The sequence below is a fragment of the Agromyces sp. Root1464 genome (assembly GCF_001427265.1).
GTDB lineage: Bacteria > Actinomycetota > Actinomycetes > Actinomycetales > Microbacteriaceae > Agromyces > Agromyces fucosus.
Genome location: NZ_LMFU01000001.1, coordinates 818,993 through 843,266 on the forward strand (window position 1 = coordinate 818,993; position 24,274 = coordinate 843,266).

The window sequence follows — 24,274 nt, forward strand, 5'->3', positions numbered from 1 at the left end:
CGGATGCCCCGCCTCCCGCGCTCGCTCGTCTCCGGCGACGTGCGCCGGCACAACCTGACGCTCGTGCTCGAGCACATCGTGCGCTCCGGCCCGAGCGCGCGCAGCGAGATCGCCGAGGCGACGGGGCTCACCCGCGGTGCCGTGACCGCGCTCGCGGCTGCGCTCACCGAAGCGGGCGTGCTCCGTGAGACCGATCCGGTCGCGAGCGGCAAGGGCCGCCCGATCACGAGGCTCGAGCTCGCGGCATCCGACCTCGCCGTGCTCGTCGCGCAGGTCGACGCCGACACCGCCACCGCACTGTTGACCACCCTCGCCGGTGACGAGCTGTTCCGGGTCTCCGCGCGGCACGGCCGCCCGATGGGCGAGCCCGACGTCGTGCTCGACGTGCTCGCCTCGGTGGTCGCCGAGGCGCTCGGCGTCGCTTCCGGGCTCGGTCGCCGAGTGGTCGAGATGCCGGTCGTCGTCTTCGCCCCGGTCGGCGGCGAACCGCCCGTCGTGCTGGCCGACACCGACCTCGGGTGGGGCGAGGTCGATGCCATCGGCGGATTGCGCTCGCGCCTTCCGTCACTTCCCTCGACGATGAGCCTCGAGTCCGACGCCTGGCTCGCCGCACTCGCAGAACGCACGGTGCTCGAGAGCACCGAGAGCATGCTCTACATCAAGAGCAACTCGGGCATCGGAGGCGCCATCCTCCTGGAGGGGCGACTCGTCGAAGGTGCGCACGGAGTGGGCGGGGCGCTCGGCCACATCGTCATCGTGCCCGACGGCGAGCCCTGCGAGTGCGGCCAGAGCGGATGCCTCGTGACCGTCGCCGGCCCCGACGTACTGCTCGAGCGGGCGGGCCTCGCCGATCTCGTGGCCGAGCGCGGCCTCGCCACGGCGATCGACGAGCTCTCGTCGCAGATCGCCGCCGGAGCGACGCCCGCCGCCGCGGCATGGGACGACGCCCTGCCGTGGATCGCGCGTTCACTCCAGGTGCTCTCGATGGCGACCGACCCCGACGCCATCGTCATCGGCGGGTTCTGGGCAGCGCACACCGCATCGATCGAGCAGGCGTTCCGGGCGAATCGGCCGACGCTCGCCGGACCACGTGCGGGCGCTCCCGCGATTCCCGCAGTGGTGGCCGGACGGCTCGGCGCGGATGCCGCGCTGTTCGGTGCCGTGTGGGCGGCTCGCGACGCGGTGCTCGCCGATCCGAGCCGCCTCGGCGTCTGACACCCCGGGCCGGGACCGCGGCGATGCGGGGACGCCTGTCCACGCTTTTAGTTCAACGGTTGAATTCCAACGGGATTCGGCGCATACTCATTGCCGAGCGCCATTCGGTTTTCGCTCGGATGAGCGCGCCCCCAGCAGGCAGTTCTCAATGAAGAGGAGCCACCCTTTGTCCATCCAACCCCCAGCCCCGGGCGACCCCACCCCCCTCCTCGCCCCCACCGGGGCCATCTCGTCGACCGAACCGCTCCCCGGCGAAGCACCGGCGAGCCCGCCGCCCACCAAGCGCACGCTCCCCGGCATCCTGCTCGTCGCCCTCACGCTCTTCGGCACCTACGGCGGCCTGATCGCGATCCTCCTGCCGCTCCAGGTCGCGATCATCGACGAGGCGAACAAGGTCGCGAACCTCGCCTTCGTCTCGACGATCTCGTTCGTGTTCACACTGTTCGCCCAGCCGATCGTCGGAGCGATCAGCGACCGCACACGCTCGCGCTTCGGGCGCCGCGCACCGTGGATGGTCGGCGGGTCGCTCATCGGCGGCGTGCTCCTGCTGGGCATGGGCTTCCTCGACTCGATCGTCTGGATCGCGATCTTCTGGGTGCTCATCCAGGTTTCGCTGAATGCCATCCAGGGGCCGCTCTCGGCGATCACGCCCGACCGGTTCCCGCGCGACAAGCGCGGCGCCGCGAGTGCCATGTTCGGCATCGGCATGCAGGTCGGCATGACCCTCGGCATCATGGTCGCCGGGCAGTTCGCCGCGAACTTCGGCATGGGCTACGCCGTCTTCGGCATCGCCATCATCGTCGTCACCGTGGCGTACGTCGTGATCGACCGCGACTGGTCGTCGAAGGAGGCCGCCGTCGAGCCGTGGAGCTGGAAGGCGTTCTTCGGCGGCTTCTGGATCGACCCGCGTACGAACCCCGACTTCTTCTGGGCGTTCACGGCCCGATTCCTGCTCATGCTCGGCTACTTCGTCGTGGCCGCCTTCCAGTTCTACATCCTGACCGACTACATCGGCATGGAGCTCGTGGACGCGACCGGGGCGGTCGTCACCCTGACGCTCGTGGCGCTCGTGCCGACGCTCGTCGCCATCGCGGTCTCGGGCTGGTGGAGCGACAAGGCCGGCCGGCGCAAGGTCTTCATCTACGTGGCGTCGGCCGTCATGGTCGCGGGCTTCATCATGCCGCTCCTCATGCCGGACATGACCGGCATGATCGCGATGAGCGTGATCAACGGCATCGGCTTCGGTCTCTACATGTCCGTCGACACCGCACTCATGACCGAGGTCCTGCCTGGCGGAGGTTCCGCGGCCGCCAAGGATCTCGGCATCCTGAACATCGCCACCAACATCCCCCAGGCCATGAGCGCCGCGATCGCCGGCATCATCATCGGTACGCTCGGCGGATATCCGATGCTGTTCGTCTTCGGCGGCGTCTTCGTCATCATCGCGGCTCTGGCAGTCATCCCCATCAAGAGCGTTCGTTAGGAGCACCACCCCATGACCCAGACCAGCACCGGTACCTTCGTCGAGGTCGACACCACCGCGGGCCGCGTTCGCGGCGCCTGGCGCGGCGAACCCGGCGCGGCACCCGCTTCGGCCGGATTCCTCGGCATCCCCTTCGCCGAGGCGCCCGTCGGGGACCTGCGCTTCGCCGCCCCGGTGCCGAAGGCGCCGTGGGACGGCGTGCGCGACGCGCTCGAGTTCGGTGCGACCGCGCAGCGCGGCGACCCCGGCGTGACGCTCATCCCCGAGCCCAGCGTGCCCGGCGACTCGACCCTCAACGTCAACGTCTTCACTCCGGCGCCCTCGACCGACGTGGCGCTGCCGGTGCTGGTCTGGATCCACGGCGGCGGCTTCTTCGCCGGCTCGCCCGCGAGCCTCTGGTACGACGGCGGGCGCTTCAATCGCGACGGCGTCGTGACCGTGACGATCTCGTACCGCCTCGGGTTCGACGGCTTCGGCTGGATCTCCGATGCCCCGTCGAACCGCGGCGTGCGCGACTGGCTCCTCGCCCTCCAGTGGGTGCAGGAGAACATCGCGTCCTTCGGCGGCGACCCGTCGCGCGTGACCATCGCCGGCCAATCGGCCGGCGGCGGCGCCGTGCTCACCCTGCTCGGCATGGAGTCGGCGCAGCACCTCTTCCAGGGGGTCTACGCGATCTCCGGCGCCCTCGCCGACGTCACGCCGGCGCGTGGCGAGAGATTCGGCCGAGAGCTCGCAGCGGCCGGCGGCGTCGAGCCGACGGTCGCCGGGTTCTCGAGCCTCTCCGAAGACCGCATCCTCGAGCTGCAGAAGAAGGCGACCGAACTCGGCCCCGACTCCCTGCAGAGCATGATCGACGAGGGACTGGGCCTCGGCCCGGCGATCGACGGCGAGCTGCTCACCCGCTCGACGAAGGACTCGCTCGCGGCGGGGGTCGGCTCCGACAAGCCCCTCGTCATCGGCGCCACCGACGATGAGTTCACGATGGCCTTCGCCGAGGCCGAGAAGAAGCTCCGCTGGATCCCGAAGTCGCTGATGCTGAAGAAGCTCGGCATGCCGAAGGCGAAGCTGAAGCCCTACCTCGCGGCGAACGCCGAGGTCGCCGGCAAGGGCACGGCGCGCATCGCGGGCCGGTTCCTCACCGACCAGATGTTCCGCACCGCGCTGATCAAGATCGTCGCGCTGCGCGGTGATGCACCGACGTGGGTGTACCGGTTCTCATGGCCGTCGGGCACGTTCGGCTTCGCCGAGCACTGCCTCGACGTGCCGTTCTTCTTCGACTGCCTCGACTCCATCGCGATGGAGCCGCTCGCGGGGCCGAACCCGCCGCAGCGCCTCGCTGACGAGGTCCACGGCGGCGCCGTGGCGTTCATCACGACGGGTGATCCGGGCTGGCCGCGGTACTCGGAGGCCGAGCGGACGACGCGCGTCTACGACACCCCGTCGACCGTGGTGGCCGACGGCTACGCCAGCGTGCGTCCGCTGCTCGCCGGCTGATCCGGTCGCGCGCCGGGGCCTTCGGGTCGTGTACCCCGAACGGGGTACGTGACCCGGAGGCCCCGTTGCACGCATGCTTCTCACATGACAACGGCCGGCGAGACCTCAGTTCCCACCACCACCGGCCCGCTCGACGAGGTGCATCGCGAGCAGTCCGCACGCCTCGTCGACCACCTGGTCGATCATGGCCCGGCGACCCGCAGCGAGCTCGCCGCCGCGACGGGCCTCGGCCGCGGGGCGATCGCCGGGCTCACCTCGCGGCTGCTCGACGCCGGCGTGCTGCGACCCGAGGCGGCGGACGCCGCCGGCGACCACCGAACCTCACCGCTCACCCTCGCCGCCGCCGACCACGTGCTCGTCACCGCCCACCTGGGGCCCGACGACGCCGTCGCCACCATCGCATCGCTCGGCGGCGACGAGCTGGCCCGCTTCACCGCACCGCTCCGCCCCGATCCCTCCCCCGTCGACACGTCGGTCTCCGACCCGAGCCCGCTCGAACTGCTCGCGGTCGTGCTGGGCCGGGCCATCGCCAGGGCCGAGCGCGCCGAACGGCGGATCGCCGACGTCACCGTGCTCGTCGACGGCGCCGTCGCCGGAACCCCCTCGATCGTGCTCACCGACGATCGGCTCGGCGTCGAGCCCGTCGACGTGCTCGGCGAACTCCGCGCGCGCACGCCCGGGCTGGCCGAGATCGAGGGCGAGCTCCCCGTGCCCATCGCGCTCGTACCGGCGGCAGTGGCCGCGGCATCCGTCGAGCTGGGGGGCCTGGTCTCACGCGACCTGTTCTACCTCGCCGGCGATACCGGCATCGTCGCCGCCGCCGTCGTCGACGGCCGACCGATGCGCGGCGCCCACGGACTCGCCGCGACGTTCGCGCACCTGCCGATCGTGCCCGGCGGCGTGCGATGCGCCTGCGGACAGCGCGGATGCCTCGCCACCGTCGCCTCCCCCGAGATCGTGCTCGAGCGGGCGGGCCTCACCGGGTTCGCGGCCGCCAACGGCCGTCGCGCCGCGCTCGAGGAGCTCGTCGCCCTGGTCGACGCCGCCGACGACCGCGCCCGCTGGTCGTGGCTCGACGCCGCCTTGTGGATCGGCCGATCGCTCCAATTGGTCGCCCCCACCCTCGACCCCGCGTACATCGTGGTGGGCGGCTACTGGGCGGCACTGGTCGGCGACATCGAGACCGCGTTCCGCGACAACCGCCCGACCATCGGCGGCGGTGCCCTCGAGTCGATCCCCACGATCGTGGCTTCGCAACATGGCGGCGAAGCCGCGGTCGCCGGCGCCCGGCGTCAGGCTCGCGAGCGCTTGGTCTCCGAGCCGTTGCTGCTCGCGGGCTGAGGCAGTCCGCGGCCGAGCCGACTGCGGATACCCCAGCCGGTGACGCGCATCATCGCCTCGATCACGATGCCGGCGCTCATCTTCGACCGCCCGCGCTCGCGCTCGACGAAGGTGACGGGAACCTCGACCACGACGAGCCCGGCCTCGCGCGCGTGCCAGAGCATGTCGACCTGGAACCCGTAGCCGCGCGTGTGCACGTCGTCGAGCCGGATACGCCGCAGCGCGTCGGCCCGGAACGCCCGATACCCCGCCGTGGCATCCCTCGTCGGGAGGCGAAGCACCCAGCGCGCGTAGGCGCTGCCGCCCCGCGAGAGCCACTGGCGGCGGCGCGGCCAGTTCTCGATCGAGCCGCCGTCGATCCAGCGCGAGCCGATCACGAGGTCGACCGGGGGCTCGGCGGCGAGCGCGTCGAGCAACCGCGTGAGCTGCTCCGGCTGGTGCGATCCGTCGGCGTCCATCTGCACGATGGGGTCGAACCCCTCGGCGAGCGCCCAGGCGAAGGCGTCGAGGTAGGCCGCCCCTAGGCCGTTCTTCTCGGTGCGGTGCAGCACGTGCACCGAGGCATCCGTCGCCGCCAGCTCGTCGGCGATCACGCCGGTGCCGTCGGGCGAGGAGTCGTCGACCACGAGCACGGATGCCGCGGGCACGGCGGTGCGCACACGGGAGACGATCGCAGCAATGTTCTCGCGCTCGTTGTAGGTGGGAATCACCACCAGGGCTCGGGTCATCACTCGAATCGTAGTCGCCCGCGGGCATGCCCCGCGTCAGCGGGTCGGCCGCCGGTGGCCGGGCCCGCCTGGATCAGCGCACGCCCGCCATGAGCTTCAGGACCCCGCGGCTGCCGACGGCGAGCGCAGCGCCGAGCGCGATCGCGATGCCGCCGAGCACGCCGAAGTAGACCACCTCGTTGTCGGCCGAGTAGAAGGTCGCGAGCTGGCCCGAGATCGCCGTGCCGAGCGCGACCGACAGGAAGAACAGCGCCACCATCTGCGTGTGGAACACCTTCGGAGCCAGCTTCGTCGTCACCGAGAGGCCGACCGGCGACAGCAGGAGCTCGGCCACGGTGAACACGAACAGGATGCCGATGATCGCAAGCAGCGGGGTCGAGTTCGCCGCGCCGCCGGCGAACGGGATGAAGAGCAGGAACGCCACACCCATGATCGCCGTGCCGAGCGCGAACTTGATCGGCGTCGACGGCTGGCGGTCGCCGAGCTTCGTCCAGATGGCCGCGAACACGCCCGACAGGATGATGATGAAGATCGGGTTGATCGACTGCACCCACGAGACGGGCATCTCCCAGCCGAAGAGATCGCGGTTCAGCTGCTTGTCGGAGTAGATCGTGAGCACCGTGAACTGCTGCTGGTACAGCGACCAGAAGGCGACGCTCGCGACGAACAGCGGGATGAAGCCGAACACCCGGCTGCGCTCGACGGTCGTGATGCGCTTGCTCGACAGGATCACCGCGAAGTACCCCACCGCGGCCACGATCACGGAACCGATGACCCAGGTGACGAGGTTCGTCGCGGTGATGAGGCCCGTGACGACGAGCACCACGACGGCGACGATCGCAGCGACGGCGATGCCGATGACGAGGCCGACGCGGTCACGAGGCAGCGGGTTCGGGACGACGGATGCCTCGGCCGGCAGGCGCTTGCGCCCGAACGAGTACTGGGTGAGCCCGATCGCCATGCCGACCGCGGCGAGCGCGAAGCCCCAGTGGAAGCCGAGCGTCGACGCGAGGAGGCCCGTGAGGATCGGGCCGAAGAACGCACCGAGGTTGATGCCGAGGTAGAAGATCGAGAACCCGGCGTCGCGGCGCGGGTCGTGCTCGGAGTAGAGCGTGCCGACGACGCTCGTGGCGTTCGCCTTGAGGCCGCCGGAGCCGAAGGCGACGAGGACCAGGCCGACGCCGACGCCGACGAACCCCGGCAGGAGCGCGAGCGCGATGTGACCGGCCATGATGACGATGGCGCTGTAGAAGAGCACCTTCTCGCTGCCGAGCACGCGATCGGCGAGCCATGCCCCGAGGATGGTCGAGAGGTAGACCCCGCCGCCATAGGCGCCGACGATGCCGGCCGCCGCCGTCTCCTCCATGCCGAGGCCGCCCTCGGCGACCGAGTAGTACAGGTAGATCAGCAGGATCCCCTGCATGCCGTAGAAGCTGAACCGCTCCCACATCTCGACGCCGAAGATGTTCGCGAGCGATCTCGGCTGCCCGAAGAAGCCGTGGTCGCGCTTGATATCGCTCGGCTCCGAGACCGGCTCGGTGACACTCCCCATGGCGGTTAACACTACCGGAGCGCCCTGCCGCGGCCCCGGCTCTTCACGGCGACGATCGTGGGCGACATCCGAGTGCATCATTGTCTTCGGAACGTGTGACCTTCGGCGATCCCGAGACATTCCTGAGTTGAGGAGGTGCACGTGGATCAGAGCGTGAGCACCGACGCCGATCTCCTGGTGAGGCTGGCGCGCGGTGACGAGATGGCGTTGTCGATGCTGTTCGATCGACACGCGGCAACGGTGACGAGGTACGCCTGGGCGCTCGCGTCGAGTCGAATGGACGTGGAGGAGATCGTTCAGGACACCTTCTTCACGGCTTGGCGAAAGAGCGGCCAGATCACGATGACCGATGCCTCGCTACTCCCCTGGCTGCTCGTCACGTGCCGGAACTTCGCCCTGAACCTGCGCCGGAAGGCGATCCGCAATGAGGCCGACGCTCTCCCCGATGAAGGGTTCACCGAGCTCCCGGGTGCAGCGCGGACCCTGCGCGAAGCGGAGGCGGCGCGCGACCAGGTCCGCTGGGTGCTCGACGAGATCGAACGACTGGCCCCGATCGATCGACAGGTCTGCGAGCTGTGCCTCATCGAGGGACTTCCGTACTCCGAGGCCGCGTCGCGCCTGAACCTGAGCGTGGGCGCCGTGAAGCAACGAGTGTCCCGGAGTCGGGCACGACTGAGGAAGGCGGTGACCGTCGATGAGAACTGATCCACCGACCGGCGACGAACTGGCACGCATGCTCGTGTCGATGAAACGCGATGTCCTCGACCGAGCCGCTTCGGCGAAAGGTACTGAGTCGCAACGGAGGACGCTGAGCGACCGTGTGCTCGGCGTGATCGTCGCGGTGGCCATCCTCCTCGGGCTCGGCGCTGCAGGCACAGCGCTCGCAATCAGCCTCGGCCCGCAACCCTCGAACAGTCCTGCCGGGGCCCTCTCGACTCCGACGCCGAGTCGCACTCCGAGCCCGACGCCTGTCTCGGAGTACGACGTCGCGACCGCGACGCCGACCCCTCCTCCGATCGATCCCCTGCTCACGGTGACCACCATCGTCGTCCGACCTGAGCGGCTCGATCTCGCGGACGCCGCCGGGACCGTCGTGCGAGAAGTCTCGTACGACGATGACACCGCGCAGATTGTCGGCGCGCTCACGATCGCCCTCGGAGAGGAGCCGACCCTCGAGGAGCGTTCGGCCGACGGCGTGGTCGTTTCGCGAGACTACGCCTGGCCCGGCCTCATCATCATGGACAGTCTCAGGTCCGGACCAGGCCACCTCCCGATGAACGTGATGGTGAGGTTCGAACAGCCGACGCTCGGCGACGGCGTCGCCGTCCTCACCGTGGCCGGGTTCGCCCCTGGAGACGATCTCGCGGCGTATGCCACCTCGGTCGGCGAGCCGTACTCTCCCGAGGGGTACGCCGAGAACCTGGTACCCCTCGAGGTCGGACCCGAGCTCGGGCCTTCCTACGATCCGAACCACCCCAGTGCATACACGGTCGCCGCCAGCGACTGGGGCATCGACAACGGGCCTTCGACGGTCTTCGCACCGTTCGATTTCGGGAGGAATCCACAACCGGGATTGCCGCCCGAGAACGGCGGTAACGCCGTTCAGCCCGTTCCGACTGGCGGAGCCGCAGTCGTCGGCTGAGGGTCCAGTCCCTCGCGCGGTCGAGCTACTCCTCGGCGCTTCCGGGCAGCACTGCGAGCTTCGACTTCGCGTAGTGCCTGCGGGCCTTCGCCCGGTTGCCGCACGTCTCCATCGAGTGCCACTTGCGGGCGTTCGCACGGCTCTCGTCGATCAGGAAGTGCTGGCAGTCATGTGCTGCGCACGGCCGGATGCGCGAGCCCTGCTCACCCTGCAGCGCCGCCCATTCGCCCACGGCCCTCGCCCCGATCGCCCGTTCGGGGTCGATCTCGTCGATCCACTCGAGCCCGCTCAGGCCGACGCGGGCGCGCTTGCGCATCGCGTCTGCCCACGGCTCGAGCGCCGCGGCATCCGCTTCGCCTCTGAGGAAGGGCACGAGCGCGGCGCGCGCCGCCCGGGCGTCGGCGACCTCGGCCGGCGAGCCGAGCGCCCCGTGCACGCGAAGCCATGCGGATGCCGCTGCGTCGTCGCCGAGTTCGTCGTGCACCTGCTCGCCGATCACGAGCCGCGAGTTCACGAGGTCGAGCAAGAGGGAGGCGGACATCGGGTCTCGATTCTGAACAGAAGGTTATAACCATCATAACGCGGTAGACAGGTTGGAAGGTTCGCGCTATGGTTTCGTTATAACCAACACACCGAACCAAACCGGTTAGGTACCAGTCACAAGGAGCACGACATGTCGACCATCACCGTCGGAACCGAGAACAGCACCCCCATCGAGCTGTACTACGAAGACCACGGCACCGGGCAGCCGGTCGTGCTGATCCACGGCTACCCGCTCAACGGCCGCTCATGGGAGAAGCAGTCGGCCGCGCTCCTCGACGCCGGCTACCGGGTCATCACCTACGACCGCCGCGGCTTCGGGCTCTCGAGCCAGCCGACCACCGGGTACGACTACGACACCTTCGCCGCCGACCTGAACACGGTGCTCGAGACGCTCGATGTGCGCGATGCCGTGCTGGTCGGCTTCTCGATGGGCACCGGCGAGGTCGCTCGCTACCTGAGCACCTACGGCAGCGAGCGCGTGGCGAAGGCGGCGTTCCTCGCCTCGCTCGAACCGTTCCTCCTGCAGACCGACGACAACCCCACGGGCGTGCCCGCCTCGGTGTTCGAGGGCATCGAGCAGACGGCGAAGTCCGACCGCTACGCCTGGTTCGACGGGTTCTTCCAGGACTTCTACAACCTCGACGAGACCCTCGGATCGCGCATCAGCGAAGGCGCGTTGCGCGGCAGCTGGAACGTCGCAGCCGGCTCCTCGTGGTTCGCCTCCTCGGCGGTCGTGCAGTCGTGGCTCACGGACTTCCGCGGTGACATCGAGAAGGTCGACGTCCCGTCGCTCATCCTGCACGGCACCGCCGACCGCATCCTGCCGATCGACGCGACCGCCCGCGAATTCACGAAGCGCCTGCCCGCCGCCGACTACGTCGAGATCGAGGGTGCGCCGCACGGCCTGCTCTGGACCCACGGCGCCGAGGTCAACGAGGCGCTGCTCGCCTTCCTCGCGAAGTAGGGCGGCCGAACCCGCACGGGGGTTCCGGGGGCATGCCCGGAACCCCCGTGCGGGCGCGCCAACGGCTTTGCTCGGACCCGTCGCCACAGCGTCGGCGCCGGTCAGGATGCCGCGAGCGTCGTTCGCCGTGTCCCGTCTCGTGTCACCGACCCGAAACACGTCGCTGACCGCGGCGAAACCCGCGACGAATACGCTTCCGGCATCCGAGGAGGCAGAGACATGAGCTCACTGAGCGACGCGATCACGCGGGGACTGCCCGATGCGAGCCTCGGGTCGGTGTCGCCACTGCACGGACTCCGGCGCGGGTCGGTGCGCACCATCGACTTGGTGGCGCAGTCCGTCGCCGCCGTCGCCCCGGCCGGTGGCCTCCTCATCCTGACGGGCGGCCTCATCACCCGCACGGGTTCGTTCGCCTTCGCGACCCTGTTGCTGACCGCGGCAGCCGTGATCCTCGTGGCGTTGGCCACCTCGATCTTCGCGCGCCGCATCTCGGCCGCCGGGGGTCTCTACACCTTCGTCACCAAGGGCATCGGCCCGACCGCGGGGATCGTCGCCGGCGTCGCCCTCCTGCTCGGTTACGGGGGCGTCTCGATCGACACCCTCCGCAGTGCGGTCCACCGTCTCGACGCGGCATTCGGCGGCACCGAACGATGGGCAGCTGGAGGGCTGGTGCCCACCCTGCTCACCGTCGGCATCGGTGCGGCGATCACGGCGGTCATCGCCCTCGGCCCGAAGATGTCGACACGGGTCATGCTGGCCGTCGAGGCGGTCGCGGTCACGGCCCTCGTCGCACTCTCGATCACGGTGTTCGCCGCTTCGGGGTGGAATCTCTCGGGCATCCTGCCCGACATCGACGCCGCACCGTCGCTCCCCTCCTTCGCCGAGGGCATCGGGTTCGCGTTGATCTGCTTCGTCGGCTTCGAGAGCGGTGCAGCGCTCGGCCCCGAGAGCCGTCGACCGCTCGCGAGCGTGCCGCGGGCGCTCGTCTGGACCGTCGCCGCCGTCGCCGCGGTGTACCTGTTCGGGATGATGGCCCAACTCTCCGCGGTGGCCGACGGCGGGTCGGCACGGCTGCTCACGGATGCCGACCTCGCCGCGAGCCCGTGGTTGGACCCTCTGATCCATGCGGTCGTGGCCGCCTCCTGGATCGCGTGCACCCTCGCGTTCACCAACGCGCTCGTGCGCCTCGTCTTCACGATGGCCCGCGAAGGCGTGCTACCGAGGGCGCTCGGTCGCACGTCGATCCGGTACGCGACACCGCACGTGGCCGCCGTCGTCGTCGGCGCCTCGCTCATCGTCGGCACGCTGCTCCTGGCCGGGGCGGGGCGGACCTCGCTCTACCGCGACGTCGTGCACCTGGCCGCGAGCATGGCGTTCATCATCGCCTACCTCGCGGTCTGCGCGGCGGCGACCCCCTACCTCGTTCGCATCGAGGAGTTCAGCCTCCGCGAGGCGTGGCCCGCACTCCTCGGCACCCTGGTGCTCGCAGGCGTCGCGGTCACCGAGACACTCGCCGAAGCCGGCGACGACCCGACTGCGCTCGCCGTCCTCGTCGCGATCATCGCGGTCACGACGGTCACCCATCTGCTGCGGGTCCGTTCCGGCTCCGGCCTCGCGAGGCGAGTCGGTGCCTACGACACGCCAGTGGCGTCCGACGCCATCTCGTTCCCGGGCGCTCCACCCACTCGCTCGTGAGCGGCCCGTCGGGCGCCGGTGGTGTCGCCCTCGCCCTCGCGGTGCTCGAGGAGGTCGCGCGCGGCGGCCCCACGCTCTCCGCGAACCGCATCGCCCAGTTGCTCGGGATGCCGCGTGCCAGCGCCTACCGCCTGATCAACTCGCTCACGAGCGAGGAGTACCTGCTGCGGCATCCGAGTCTCGACGGATTCGTGCTCGGCGTGCGAGTGGTCGAGCTCGCGCACCTGATCGCGCCGCGCCGCGCCGACCCGGTGCCCGATCTCATCGCCGGCCTCCGCAGGCGAACCGGCGCGGCGGTGCACTTCGTGCGGTACACGGGCGGGCGGGTTCTGGTCGTCGACGAGGACCCCGACCTCCCCCTTCTCTCGATCGACCGAACGCGCCGCCAGCTCGGAGCGACGGCGATCGGACGGCTGCTCATCGCCGAGTATCCGCCCCTCGAGGCGACCACCGATCCTGGAGCGGCGAAGGCAGTAGCGGTATCGGCGCATGCAGCGGGCATCTCGATCGAGGAGCGTCGGCGCATCGCCGTCGACGTGTCCCGGCTGGGCTATGCGAACTGCATCGAGCCGGGCCCCGACGCCCGCGTATGCATCGCTGTGCCGGTGCGCTCGCCCGAGGGCGATCTCGCCGCGGCCGTCGCGCTGACGGTCCCGGGCGTGGATCTCGCGGCCGCCGTCCGCCATCTCGGCGCGGTGACCGCCGCGGTCGAGGAACTCGCGCGCGCGTCCTATTCGATGGGTTCGGCGACGGCCTGAACGAACGAGCGGATGCCGCGGGCGGACACGTGCGCCGGGCTCAACCGCCGAGCGGGACCACGAACTGCAGCGTGCCGATCAGGGAAGCGATCGGAACCGACCCGAGGTACCGGGAGTCGATCGACGCGGCCCGTGCATCACCGAGCACGAAGACCGAGCCTGCCGGCACGGTCCTGTCGAACGCGAGCACGCTTGCGAGCTCGTCGCCCGCCTCTCGGTAGTCCTCGGCGAGCGGTTCGCCGTCGATCGTCAGCGCGCCGCCCGCCGTGCAGCAGGCGACTCGTTCACCCGGCAGCCCGATCACGCGTTTCACGAAGGTCGAGGGCCTGTCCTCGCGGCCGAGCAGCCCGGCGACACGCTCGCCCCAGCCGCCGGGATCCGTGAAGACGACGACGTCGCCCCGCCCCGGTTCCCCGCCACGATGGCGTGCGGCGACCACGACGTCCCCGACCTCGATGGTGGGCGACATGGAGTCCGAGTCCGCCCGGAACACTGTCTCCGTGGTCAACGCCGATGCCGCACAGACGGCGAGCGTGACGATCACGATCCAGGCGACGGCGCGGCGACGGCTCACAGCTCGGCCCGTCGCAGGATCATCGCCTCGATCTCGCGCTCCTGCTCGGCCGCGATGTGCTTGGCGAGCGAGCGGATGTAGCTGTTGGCGCCCTCGGCGATCGCCTCGTCGGCCATCGTGAGCGCGCCGCGGTGGTGGGCGATCATCAGGTCGAGGAACCGCGCCTCGGCCTGCCCGCCCGAGAGCGCGTCGAACGTCGCGACCTGCTCGGGCGTCGCCATACCGGACATGATGCCGCCGCCGTGGTTCATGACGCCGACCCCGTGCCAGGCCTCGGTCCAGGCCCGCATCGCCGTGATCTCGTTCATCTGGTCGGTCTCGATGAAGGCCGCGAGCGAGCGCGAGAACTCATCGATGCCGGGCGTCGCCGCGAGGATCCCCGAGAGCTCGATCGCCTGCTCGTGATGCGGGATCATCATCATCGCGAACGTCATGTCCGCGTCGTTCGGCGGATCCTCCACACCCACGGTCGCCTCAGCCGGCACGGCGGCGATCTCTTCGTCACGTTGGGATGCCGCGATCACGGTGCGGCCCGGTGCGGCGTCGACGCGCTCGGCGGCCCTGGCCGCATCGGATGCCGCGAGCCACGGTCCGACGGCGGACGCGCCGGCGACGAGGATCACGACGAGGGCGACGGTCGTGGCGATGGGACGCCGCATGGTGCTCCTTCGAAGGATCGGAGGCGGCGGTCCGGCCGATGCCGGACCGCCGCCAGGTGGATCAGGCCGACGTGATCGCCGACCGACGGCGTCGCCGGAGCAGCAGCAGGCCGCCGGCGGCGAGTAGCACGACCGCAGCCGATGCCGCGGCGATCGGGAGCGCCGTGCCGGTGAACGCGAGCATGCCGGCGCCCGAGCCGCCGCCGGCCGCCGCGGCGCCCGCCGGCGCGGACACGACCGTGACGGCGACTTCCGCGGTCAGACCCGACTCGGCTCCGGTCACGACGATCGTGTGCTCACCGGCGACGGCCGCCGCGGGCAGCTCGAGCGTCCCGGCGATCACGCCTTCCGCGTCGGCGGTGAGGGTCCCCACCGTGATCGACTCGGAGTGCAGCACGACCTCGACGGCCTCATCGGCGGCGAAGCCCGCACCCTCGAGCTCGAAGCTCTCGCCGGGCGAGAGCTCCGTCGACGAGATCGAGAGGCTCGGGGCATCCTCGCCCTCGGTCGGCGTCGGCGTCTCCGTCGGGGTCTCCGTCGGCGGCGTCGTCTCGGGCGGGGTCGTCGGCTCGACGGCCTCGCACGGCGACTCGTCGCTGTGGATCTCGCCGCCCGGATCGCCGTCGATGCACGAGCGCCCGTCGGGCGTGCTCATCGACTGCGCCGTCCAGTCTCGCGGCATGATCGAGAACGACTGCCAGTGCGTCTGCATCGGGCTCTGGTCCTCGTCGCGCACGACGTGGTGGAACCCGCTGTTGACCCACGCGACCGGATCGGTCAGCGCCGCATCCGCACTGTTCGCGACGTAGTCGAGCACGCTCAGGTTCGGGCAAGCCGGGTTGAGGTTGTTGCTCGCGAACTGCTCGCAGTCGGCATAGTTCGTGACGCTGATGAGCGGCTGCGTGATCGGGTTGCCCTGGTAGAGCTGCGAACCGGGGAACACGAACTCGTACGACCTGGCGTGGTTGTCGGCGTTGCGGCTCTCGGGTGCCACGACCCGCCACCAGGTGGTGTCGGCTGCGGGCACGAGATTGGCCGGGTGCTCGACGGTCGCGCCGGTCGTGTGCATGAGCGGCGCCTGCTCACCCGGCTCGCCGAGCGTCGAGTCGTACTGCTCGACCTGCTGCAGCGCCTGGCCGTCGAGCCCGAAGTCGAGCCGCCAGAATGCGTTGTGCCAGTGCGAGGCCGCGTAGTCCGCGGCATCCGTGCCGATCGGCCAGCCCGTGGTGGCGTCGGCGTCGAAGTCCTCGTACGAGACGTCGCCGGTCGCACCCAGGTTGAACGAGATCGCGCCCTCGTCGGTGAACTCGACCTTCGTGGCGTATTCGTACCAGTCGACCTTCGAGACGATCGTGAGGTCGAACGCCTGCCCGGTCGCGGTGAACAGCGGGGCGTCCTCGATCGAGCCCCAGGTCTGCTCGTGCGAGCGGTATGCGAGGTCCCGGGTCGTGTCGGTGATGCACAGCGACGGGATCGTGCGCAGGTAGTTCGTCGTCTCACCGCGGCGCGTGATGCTCCAGGCCTGGCCGTAGTCGTGGAGCGTGCCGGTGCTGCACTCGGCGGCGCTGAGCTTCTGCAGGTACTGGTTGCCGAAGCCGTACGACGTGATGTCGTTCCACACGTTCTTGCCGGTGTCGTACGGCACGTTGAGCTGGCCGAGGCTCACGGAGTCGAGTACGCGACGGTACGAGTCCTCGCCCGGCGCCTTGACGGCGACCTGCTCGAGCACGAGGCCGTGCTTGCTGTCGATGCGCCAGCACATCTGCCATTCGGTGCCGTTGTCGAACGACTTCTCGATGCGCGCGTCGCCCGAGCAGTTGACGGTCGGCGCCGCGGCGGTGGCCGCGGACACCGGCACGACGGCGAGGCCGGCGGCGACCGCGACCGTTGCCGCCGCGAGGGCGATCGCCCGGGACATCCTCTTCATCACTGCGCCTTTCACTTGATGCCGATCACGGACTCGGTGGACAGGTCGACGACGAACCCGGTGGTGTCGAGGTATCCGCCGCGCGGCACGCGGAACTGCATCTCGACGCAGCGGTCGATGCTGCAGGCATCGGCGCCCAGGGTGCCGGCATCCGGCACGAAGGCCCCGCCCGTGACGGCGAGCTGCTCGATCGACTCGAGCTCGTCGCCCGTCACAGCCGTGTACTCGGCCCGCACCGCCGCGCTCGCGACGGGGTCGCCGAGGAAGACGCCGAACGCGTAGTCGACCTCGTCGGGGGTGGGCGGCGGCTGCACGCCTGCCCTCGACGTGCTCTCGACGCTGCCGGCGGTGAGGTCGACCGTCTGCAGGAAGGTCTGGTTCGAGGTGTAGTCGAACAGGAAGACGTCGACGAGCCGGTCGGGCGAATCGACGTTCCGGGTCGAGATGTCGACCGAGAGCACCTGCGGCGCGGCCGAGCCGTCGACCGAGGTGACGTCGTCGGGCACGCTCGCATCGCTGCTCGCGAGGTGGATGGCGTAGCTGAGCTCGGCCGGGCTGAGCGGGTCGCGCGCCGACCCGAGCTCGGGCTTCGAGGTGACGTCCTCGAGCTCCCTGGCCTCTGAACTCTCGGCGCCGTTCGCGCCGCTGACGGCCGGGATGGCCATGAAGCCGCCGACGATCGCGGCTGCGGCGACGACGCCGCCTCCGAGGATCGCGTACGGCAGCCGTCTCGCGCGGGTGCTGCTCGGTGGTGATTGCATCGAACCTCCTGGACACTGTCGTTCGCGCTTGCGAACACGGCGACCCTAGGAAGACCGTGTTTCGGGGCGTCGCGGCGACTGTTTCGTCCGCGTGAATGAGCTTGAGACGGGTTGGTCTCCGCGTTGCGGCGACCCCGAGGCGCTGCTCGCCTTCCTCGTGAAGGAGCGCGGCGCGGCCGATCCGCACGGGGGTTCCGGGGGCATGCCCCCGTGCGGGCACGCCACCGGCCTCGTTATGGTCGCAGGAGGGGGCGGATACGAGCGCCCGAGGGAGAGATCATGAATCGCACGGCACGCTCGATCGCGATCGGCACCGCCGCCACGGCAGCGGCACTGCTCTTGAGCGGATGCGGCCTCCTCACCCCGCCCGAACGGTTCAGCGACGAGGCGACCCTCGGCGAGCAGGTCCACACGATCGAGATCGACCAGCCCGCTGGCGGCGTCACGGTGGAGGGTGACGACGAGGCCACGGAGATCGAGGTCTCGCGCACCGTCTCGTACCACGGCGACCGCGAGGTCGGGTCGACGTTCCAGGTCGACGACGGCGTGCTCGTGCTCAGCGGGTGCGGTCGTCGCTGCACGGTCGAGTACTCGGTCTCGCTCCCGCCGGGCGTCGACGTGCGCGGCGCCACGTCGAACGGCGCGATCGAGCTCACGAAGGTGAACGAGGTCGACGTGGCGACGAACAACGGGCGCATCGAACTCGACGACGTCACCGGCTCGATCGAGGTGGAGACGAGCAACGGGCGCATCGAGGGTCGCGGCCTCGCCGGCAGCGGCGTGCGGGCATCGACCTCGAACGGCGGGATCGAACTGCGGCTCAGCGCCGCGCAAGACGTCGAGGCGCGCACCTCCAACGGCGCGATCGACCTCGCAGTGCCGACCGACAGCGCCGGCTACCGCGTCACGACCGACACATCGAACGGAGCGGTCGACATCGACATCGACGAGGACTCCGACGGCGAGTTCGAACTCGATCTCGCCACCTCGAACGGAGCGATCCGGGTCACCGGTCGCTGACCGCGAGCTCCTCGAGCACGTCGGCGAGCTGGTCGACGGCCCAGTCGAGGTCGGCCTGCTCGACCACGATCGGCGGCGCCAGCCGGATGGTCGAGCCGTGCGTGTCCTTCGCGAGCACCCCTCGGCGCATGAGCGCCTCGCAGACCTCGCGACCGGTCGCGAGCGTCGGGTCGATGTCGACGCCGGCCCAGAGGCCCGCACCGCGCACCTCCACGACGCCGCGCCCGACGAGTGCGCTCAGGCGGGACTGCAGATGGGTGCCGAGCTCCCGCGCGCGCTCCTGCGGCCGGCCGCTCGCGAGCATGCGCACGACTTCGAGGCCGACGGATGCCGCGAGCGGATTGCCCCCGAAGGTCGATCCGTGCTCGCCGGGGCGGAGCACCCCGAGCACCTCCCGGTCGCCGACGACCGCGGAGACCGGCACGATGCCCCCGCCGAGCGCCTTGCCGAGCAGGTACAGGTCGGGCACGACGCCGACGAGGTCGCACGCGAACGTCGCGCCCACCCGACCGAGCCCCGACTGGATCTCATCGGCGATGAGCAGCACCCGGCGCTCCGTGCAGAGCGCACGCAGCGACGGCAGGAAGTCGGCGGGCGGCACGACGATGCCGGCCTCCCCCTGGATCGGCTCGACGAGCACGGCGACGGTGTTCTCGTCGATCGCGGCGGCCACCGCGGCGGCGTCCCCGTAGGGCACCGTGCGGAAGCCCGGCGTGTACGGCCCGAAGTCATCGCGCGCGTCGGGGTCGTCGCTGAAGGAGATGATCGTCGTCGTGCGGCCGTGGAAGTTGCCGGCCATCACGACGATGTTCGCGGCCTCGGCTGCGACGCCCTTCACCCGGTAACCCCAGGCCCGCGCGACCTTGACGGCCGACTCGACGGCCTCGGCGCCCGTGTTCATGGGCAGCACCATGTCCTTGCCGCAGAGCACCGCGAGCTCGGTGACGAACGGGCCGAGCCGGTCGTTGTGGAACGCGCGGCTGGTGAGCGTGATGCGGCCGAGCTGCTCGCGGGCTGCCTCGACGAGCTGCGGGTTGCCGTGACCGAAGTTCACCGCCGAGTAGGCGGCGAGGCAATCGAGGTAGCGCCGCCCCTCGACATCCGTCACCCAGGCGCCCTCGCCCGAGGCGACGACGACCGGCAGCGGATGGTAGTTGTGCGCCGCGTGCTCGTCTTCGAGCAGGATCGCATCGGCGGTGCGGTCGGTGGTCGTGGCGGGTCGATTCAGGGTCATCGGCGCAGCTCCAGGGTGCAGCATTTGACGCCGCCCCCGCCGAGCAGCAGCTCGGAGAGGTCGACGCCGATCGGGTGGTATCCGTGTTCGCGGAGTTGTCGTTCGAAGTCGGTCGCCCGTGAGGCGATGACCACGTGGTAGCCGTCGCTGAACGAGTTGAGGCCGAGCACCGCGGCATCCGTCTCGTTCACGATGATCGCGTCGGGGAAGCGCGCCTGCAGCAGGGCGACGGATGCCTCGTCGAACGCGCTCGGCAGGTAGGCGATGTGCTCCTGGCCGGGCGTCGGGTCGAGCACGGCGACCGCCGTGTCGAGGTGGTAGAAGTTCGGGTCAACGAGCCGCAGCGTCACGACCTCGCGGCCGAAGATCCCGGCGAGCTCCTCGTGGGACCGCGAGTCGCTGCGGAACCCCGTGCCGGCGAGGATCGCGTCGCCGACGAGCAGGAAGTCGCCCTCGCCCTCGTTGACCTCGACCGGCTCCCGCACGTCGAATCCAGCCTCGCGGAACCAGTCCATGTAGGCCGGACCCTCGGGCTGGCGCTCGGCGTAGGTGAACTTGGCCCCGTAGGCGATGCCGTCGATCACGAACCCGCCGTTCGCGGCGTAGACCATGTCGGGAAGGCCCGCGATCGGGTCGACGAGCTGCACGTCGTAGCCGAGGCCGACGTAGGTGTCGTGCAGCACCTGCCACTGCGCGAGCGCGAGGCCCGTGTCGGTCGGCGCGGCCGGATCCATCCAGGGATTGATGCGGTAGACGACGGTGAAATGCTCGGGGCGGCACATGAGCACGCTGCGGGCGGTGGGCCGGCGTTCGGGGCGCACGATCTGTTCAGCGGGCCGCTCGCCGGGTTGGCCACCGGTCGCGATCATCGTCGACATCTCGCTCCTTCGAAGGGGGAGCGGATGCCGCTTGGGGGCCTGCGGCATCCGCTCCGTGCAACGTCGGCGCACCGACTCGCTGTTCGCGAGTCCGACGGCAGCGTTCGGGTTTCGCCGCCGTCGGGTCGCCTGCTTCAAGTGTGGGTGCAATCACGGCGTGGTTGGTGGCGTGCTGCGCAAGATTCGTGCCCGTTCGACGATCTGGCGCCGCATCCGTGCGTGAGCGCGTGAACGGATGAGGCGTCTGACGCGTTCCTCTCTCGCTTGCCGTCGGCACGACCCTGAGGCATGCTGAAGCGACCCGGACCTGCGCGACCCGACGTGCCACCGCCGGGCGGAGCGACGGAGACCGGCATGACTGACCTGGACGACGGGTCCCGCGCCGACTCCCCCGACCGCGGCGTCGACGCCGACACCGATGCAGCTGCCGCTGCCGCTGCCGCTGCCGCTGCCGCTGCCGCCCGCAGGGCGGAACTGCAGCGCATCGTGTTCGGCGCCGACGCCTCGGAGTCGGAGCGGCACTCGGCCGCCGCCGAGCTGGAACAACTGCAGCGAGCCGAAGCGGATGCCGCGGCGGAGCGCGAAGCCCGGTCGATCCTCGCTGCCCTCCGCACGGCCGGAGCGAGACCTGGCGAGCCGACCGAGGTCGAGCCCGGATCCGCGTCGCCGTTCGAGCCGCTGCCCGCCTCGGCGCCGAGGGATGCCCGCGGCGTCCGCTGGGCGATCGCGGCCGGCGCCGTTGCGCTCGCACTCGGGCTGGGCATCGGGTGGCAGCTCGACGGCCGTTCGGTGCCGCCCTCGGAGCCCATGTCGACGGCGGGCCCGGATGCCTCCATCACCGTGCCGACCGCACCCGCCACCGTTCCGCTCGGCGAGACGTCGATGGTCGGCGGACTCGACCGACCGCAAGCGGAGTCCGATCTCCTCGACCCGGAGTTCGTGCAGAGCTACCTGCTCGACGGCGAGAGCGCCCGACGCCTGCTCAGTCGGCCCGACGGGCTCGTGGTCTACTCGGCGGTCCGCGACGGCGAGCTCTGCCTCATCGCGAGCTGGACGGCCGGCGCGGAGGACGGCGCACCGGCCTGCACCACCGCTCAGATCGTGAACGGCGAGGGCCTGCGCACGACCGTCGCGAACGGGACGACGGCGACGACGGCGACGACGGTGCTCTGGCGACGCGACGGCGCCGTGGAACTGACTCCGGCGGGCGAACCGGCCGCGGAGCCCGTGGTCGCCGAAGAGGACGAGGGGGGTGCGGAGTGACCGCCGACCGCATCGCCGATCTCGAGCGGCTCGTCTACGGCTCCGGCGCGAGCGACGACGAGCGGGAAGGGGCCGCGCGCGAACTGCTCGAGCTCCGGGCCTCGGCAGTTCACGAGAGTGCCTCTGCCGACGCCGACGCCGACGCCGACGCGACGCCTGCTCCGACTGCACCGTCCGACATCGATGCGGCCGGAGCCGACGGCCTTGCCGTCGACATGCCGCCGGCCGCTGCCACCGCCGCCGATCCTCGCCGCCGAGTGCGGCGCGTGATCATCGCCGCGACCACGGCCCTCGTCATCGGCGTGCTCGCCGGCTGGCAGCTCGGCGCCCGAGAGGCCGAGCAGCAGGCGGAGCTCGCCGCCGCTGCCGAGTCGGTGTTCCCGGGCCCGCGCACGCAGGCCGAGTTTCTCGCATCCCAGCCGGCTGCAGCTGGGTCAGCCGCGGCTGCGGTGTTCGTTCGCCCCGCGACCGACGCCGACGTGCCTCCGGCCAGCATGGTTCCCGACTTCGGCAACGGACCAATGGAGACCCGCTTGCTCGCGACGCGCGCCGACGGCTCACTCGTTTTCGCTGGGCGCGACGACACCGAGTTCTGCCTCGTCCTCACCATGGGTAACGACCTGGGTGGGGCGGCGACCTGCACGATCGATGGCCGGTTCCCACACGAGGGGCTGAGCGTCGGCTGGTCGAGCTCCGGCGCAGTGCCGAGCCTCGACGTGACCTGGCAGCCGGATGGATCGCTGACCGTGTCGACGGCCCGCTAGTCGGCGTCAGGGCGCCGCGACGGCTCAGCCGTTCTTCGCGTCGCGCCAGGCGAGCCAGCGTCGCACCGGGTCGAGGTCGTACGCCGGGCCGCCGATGCCGATCGTGAAGAGCCGCACGCCGGCGTCGAAGAGGGCCTCGGCGTGCTCGACGTCGTGGCCCGCTCGATCGAGTTCGTTCGAGACGGTGATCTCCGAGACATCCCGCCCCACCTCGTCGCCCCAGCGGGCGAGCACGTCGAGCTTGTGCCGCAGCTCGTCGGGCGCGACGAAGGAGTGCCAGATGTCGGCGTGCCGGGCGACGATGCGCAGCGTCTTCTGCTCGCCCTTGCCGCCGATCATCACGGGGATCCGCCGGGTCGGCGGCGGGTTCAGCTTCGCCCACCGGGCCTCGATGCGGGGCATGGCATCCGCGAGCGCGTTCAGCCGCGAGCCGCGGGTGCCGAATTCGTAGCCGTACTCGTCGTAGTCGCGCTCGAACCAGCCGGATCCGGTGCCGAAGATGAACCGGCCGGTGCCGCCCTTCGCGCTGATGTGGTCGAGGGTGCGGGCCATGTCGGCCTGCAGGTCGGCGCCGCGGTACGAGTTGCAGTTCACGAGGGTGCCGAACTCGATGCGCTCGGTCTGCTCGGCCCACGCGCCGAGCATGGTCCACGCCTCGAAGTGCAGGCCGTCGCGATCCCCGGTCAGGGGGAAGAAGTGGTCCCAGTTGAAGACCACGTCGACGCCGAGTTCCTCGAGGCGCATGACGGTGTCGCGGATGGCGGGGTACTCGGCGTGCTGCGGCTGCACCTGCACGGCCAGACGCACGGGGGAATCGATCGGCATCCCTCCAGCCTAGGCCGGGAATCCGCGCAGGGCGCAGGAAATGTGCGCCATCTTCTGCAGGAACGCAAAGGATCGACATACAATCCGAGAATGGACAACCTCGATCGCGCCATCCTCGATCTGCTGCGGCAGAACTCCCGGGCAGGGTACGGCGACATCGGATCGTCGGTGGGCCTCTCGGCCTCGGCCGTGAAGCGCCGTGTCGACCGGCTCGTCGCCGACGGGGTCATCCGCTCGTTCACCATCCAGGTCGACCCGACCGTCGACGGCATGTCGACCGAGGCCTACGTCGAACTCTTCTGCCGCGGCACCGTCGCGCCCGACGAGCTCCAGCGCATCCTGCAGGGTGTGCCCGAGGTCGTCTACGCAGGCACCGTGACCGGCAGCGCCGACGCGATCGTGCACATGCGCGCCCGCGACATCGCCTCACTCGAAGAGGCGCTCGAGCGCGTGCGCATCGCGCCGAACGTCGACCACACCCGCAGCGCGATCGTGCTGTCGCGGCTCGTCAACCGCAACCGGGACTGACGATGACGGATGCCTCGGGCACGGAGCAGCGGGCATGAAGCTGTCGATCGACCCCGCCGCCTCTGCGCCGCCGTTCGAGCAGTTGCGCCGACAGGTGATCGATGCCGTCGCGGGCGGTTCGCTCGCGCCGGGCACTCGGCTGCCGACGGTTCGCGCCCTCGCGGCCGAACTCGGACTCGCCGTGAACACCGTCGCCAAGGCGTACCGCGCACTCGAAGACGACCACGTGATCGAGGGGCGCGGGCGTGCAGGCTCCTTCGTCTCCGAGACCGGCGACGCGGTCACGCGTGAGGCGCAGGTCGCGGCCATCGCATTCGCCGACCGGGTGCACCGTCTCGGCATCGACCGTGAAGCTGCCCTGGCCCTGATCGGGTCGGCCCTCGACGCCGAACGCTGAGCGTTCCCGTCGGCCTCATGTGAAGCTCG

The 24,274-nt window shown here is 70.5% G+C and carries 24 protein-coding genes; 14 read left to right on the plus strand and 10 right to left on the minus strand.

All coding sequences use genetic code 11. The annotated features are described in order from the left end of the window. The first annotated feature begins 3 nt into the window (after positions 1–3). From ASD23_RS03740 to ASD23_RS03755, 4 genes are all read left to right on the plus strand, one after another. Positions 4–1,215 carry an ROK family protein gene (locus ASD23_RS03740; protein WP_056006386.1) on the plus strand — a complete coding sequence of 404 codons (1,212 nt, stop codon included), beginning with the start codon at positions 4–6 and terminating at the stop codon, positions 1,213–1,215. Positions 1,216–1,381: 166 nt separating this feature from the next. After that, positions 1,382–2,698 (plus strand): MFS transporter, encoded by a 1,317-nt coding sequence (locus ASD23_RS03745; protein ID WP_235507618.1) that lies wholly within the window; start codon positions 1,382–1,384, stop codon positions 2,696–2,698. A 12-nt stretch (positions 2,699–2,710) separates the two neighbouring features. Further along, complete coding sequence (locus ASD23_RS03750; RefSeq protein WP_056006389.1) at positions 2,711–4,192, plus strand: carboxylesterase/lipase family protein; 1,482 nt, start codon at positions 2,711–2,713, stop codon at positions 4,190–4,192. Positions 4,193–4,276: 84 nt separating this feature from the next. Beyond that, complete coding sequence (locus tag ASD23_RS03755) at positions 4,277–5,533, plus strand: ROK family protein (protein ID WP_056006394.1); 1,257 nt, start codon at positions 4,277–4,279, stop codon at positions 5,531–5,533. Here the strand turns inward: ASD23_RS03755 and ASD23_RS03760 are convergent. Next, complete coding sequence (locus ASD23_RS03760) at positions 5,485–6,261, minus strand: polyprenol monophosphomannose synthase (RefSeq protein WP_056006397.1); 777 nt, start codon at positions 6,259–6,261, stop codon at positions 5,485–5,487. The genes ASD23_RS03755 and ASD23_RS03760 overlap by 49 nt on opposite strands. A gap of 73 nt (positions 6,262–6,334) precedes the next feature. Further along, positions 6,335–7,813 (minus strand): peptide MFS transporter, encoded by a 1,479-nt coding sequence (locus ASD23_RS03765; protein ID WP_056006399.1) that lies wholly within the window; start codon positions 7,811–7,813, stop codon positions 6,335–6,337. A gap of 141 nt (positions 7,814–7,954) precedes the next feature. Between ASD23_RS03765 and ASD23_RS03770 the strand changes: the two genes are divergently transcribed. Then, positions 7,955–8,518, plus strand: coding sequence for an RNA polymerase sigma factor (locus ASD23_RS03770; protein ID WP_056006402.1), 564 nt, complete (start codon positions 7,955–7,957; stop codon positions 8,516–8,518). 328 nt (positions 8,519–8,846) lie between these two features. Beyond that, on the plus strand, positions 8,847–9,455 hold the full coding sequence (locus ASD23_RS03775) for a hypothetical protein (protein ID WP_157376999.1): 609 nt from the start codon (positions 8,847–8,849) through the stop codon (positions 9,453–9,455). Between the two features lie 25 nt (positions 9,456–9,480). Here ASD23_RS03775 and ASD23_RS03780 read toward each other — a convergent pair whose 3' ends face one another. After that, the gene (locus ASD23_RS03780) at positions 9,481–9,996 is read right to left on the minus strand and encodes a CGNR zinc finger domain-containing protein (RefSeq protein ID WP_056006409.1); all 516 of its coding nucleotides are present in this window, start codon (positions 9,994–9,996) and stop codon (positions 9,481–9,483) included. 132 nt (positions 9,997–10,128) lie between these two features. Here ASD23_RS03780 and ASD23_RS03785 point away from each other — a divergent pair, with 132 nt between their 5' ends. From ASD23_RS03785 to ASD23_RS03795, 3 genes are all read left to right on the plus strand, one after another. Next, on the plus strand, positions 10,129–10,962 hold the full coding sequence (locus ASD23_RS03785; protein WP_056006412.1) for an alpha/beta fold hydrolase: 834 nt from the start codon (positions 10,129–10,131) through the stop codon (positions 10,960–10,962). A gap of 219 nt (positions 10,963–11,181) precedes the next feature. Continuing rightward, positions 11,182–12,657: an APC family permease gene (locus tag ASD23_RS03790; protein ID WP_056006415.1), complete on the plus strand. Its 1,476-nt coding sequence runs from the start codon at positions 11,182–11,184 to the stop codon at positions 12,655–12,657. Next, the gene (locus ASD23_RS03795; protein WP_056006418.1) at positions 12,654–13,415 is read left to right on the plus strand and encodes an IclR family transcriptional regulator; all 762 of its coding nucleotides are present in this window, start codon (positions 12,654–12,656) and stop codon (positions 13,413–13,415) included. Before ASD23_RS03790 ends, ASD23_RS03795 begins: the two co-directional genes overlap by 4 nt. A gap of 40 nt (positions 13,416–13,455) precedes the next feature. Here ASD23_RS03795 and lepB read toward each other — a convergent pair whose 3' ends face one another. The 4 genes from lepB to ASD23_RS03815 all read right to left on the minus strand — a co-directional run bounded on the left by lepB (position 13,456) and on the right by ASD23_RS03815 (position 17,336). Next, on the minus strand, positions 13,456–13,989 hold the full coding sequence (gene lepB / locus ASD23_RS03800; RefSeq protein WP_056006420.1) for a signal peptidase I: 534 nt from the start codon (positions 13,987–13,989) through the stop codon (positions 13,456–13,458). Then, positions 13,986–14,648, minus strand: coding sequence for a DUF305 domain-containing protein (locus tag ASD23_RS03805; RefSeq protein WP_056006423.1), 663 nt, complete (start codon positions 14,646–14,648; stop codon positions 13,986–13,988). The genes lepB and ASD23_RS03805 overlap by 4 nt, the downstream gene beginning before the upstream one ends. A 61-nt stretch (positions 14,649–14,709) precedes the next feature. Continuing rightward, positions 14,710–16,575 (minus strand): copper amine oxidase, encoded by a 1,866-nt coding sequence (locus ASD23_RS03810; protein WP_082571159.1) that lies wholly within the window; start codon positions 16,573–16,575, stop codon positions 14,710–14,712. Between the two features lie 11 nt (positions 16,576–16,586). Next, positions 16,587–17,336, minus strand: coding sequence for a hypothetical protein (locus ASD23_RS03815; RefSeq protein WP_056006430.1), 750 nt, complete (start codon positions 17,334–17,336; stop codon positions 16,587–16,589). Between the two features lie 279 nt (positions 17,337–17,615). Between ASD23_RS03815 and ASD23_RS03820 the strand changes: the two genes are divergently transcribed. Further along, entirely contained in the window at positions 17,616–18,356 is a 741-nt protein-coding gene (locus ASD23_RS03820; RefSeq protein WP_056006432.1) for a DUF4097 family beta strand repeat-containing protein, read from the plus strand. Here the strand turns inward: ASD23_RS03820 and rocD are convergent. Continuing rightward, positions 18,343–19,590, minus strand: coding sequence for an ornithine--oxo-acid transaminase (gene rocD / locus ASD23_RS03825; protein WP_056006434.1), 1,248 nt, complete (start codon positions 19,588–19,590; stop codon positions 18,343–18,345). The genes ASD23_RS03820 and rocD overlap by 14 nt on opposite strands. Continuing rightward, positions 19,587–20,372 (minus strand): dimethylargininase, encoded by a 786-nt coding sequence (ddaH, locus tag ASD23_RS03830; protein WP_235507653.1) that lies wholly within the window; start codon positions 20,370–20,372, stop codon positions 19,587–19,589. The genes rocD and ddaH overlap by 4 nt, the downstream gene beginning before the upstream one ends. Positions 20,373–20,822: 450 nt before the next feature. Here ddaH and ASD23_RS03835 point away from each other — a divergent pair, with 450 nt between their 5' ends. Next, a complete protein-coding gene (locus tag ASD23_RS03835) occupies positions 20,823–21,731 on the plus strand; it encodes a hypothetical protein (protein ID WP_056006438.1) in 909 nt (302 codons plus the stop codon). Further along, a complete protein-coding gene (locus tag ASD23_RS03840) occupies positions 21,728–22,495 on the plus strand; it encodes a hypothetical protein (protein ID WP_056006441.1) in 768 nt (255 codons plus the stop codon). Before ASD23_RS03835 ends, ASD23_RS03840 begins: the two co-directional genes overlap by 4 nt. A 24-nt stretch (positions 22,496–22,519) precedes the next feature. On the opposite strand, the gene ASD23_RS03845 is transcribed toward ASD23_RS03840, so the two are convergent. Beyond that, a complete protein-coding gene (locus ASD23_RS03845; RefSeq protein ID WP_056006444.1) occupies positions 22,520–23,320 on the minus strand; it encodes an LLM class F420-dependent oxidoreductase in 801 nt (266 codons plus the stop codon). Positions 23,321–23,410: 90 nt separating this feature from the next. On the opposite strand from ASD23_RS03845, the gene ASD23_RS03850 reads away from it, so the two are divergent. Continuing rightward, complete coding sequence (locus tag ASD23_RS03850; protein WP_056006447.1) at positions 23,411–23,848, plus strand: Lrp/AsnC family transcriptional regulator; 438 nt, start codon at positions 23,411–23,413, stop codon at positions 23,846–23,848. A gap of 34 nt (positions 23,849–23,882) precedes the next feature. Further along, a complete protein-coding gene (locus ASD23_RS03855; protein WP_056006450.1) occupies positions 23,883–24,245 on the plus strand; it encodes a GntR family transcriptional regulator in 363 nt (120 codons plus the stop codon). The last annotated feature ends 29 nt before the right edge of the window (positions 24,246–24,274 follow it).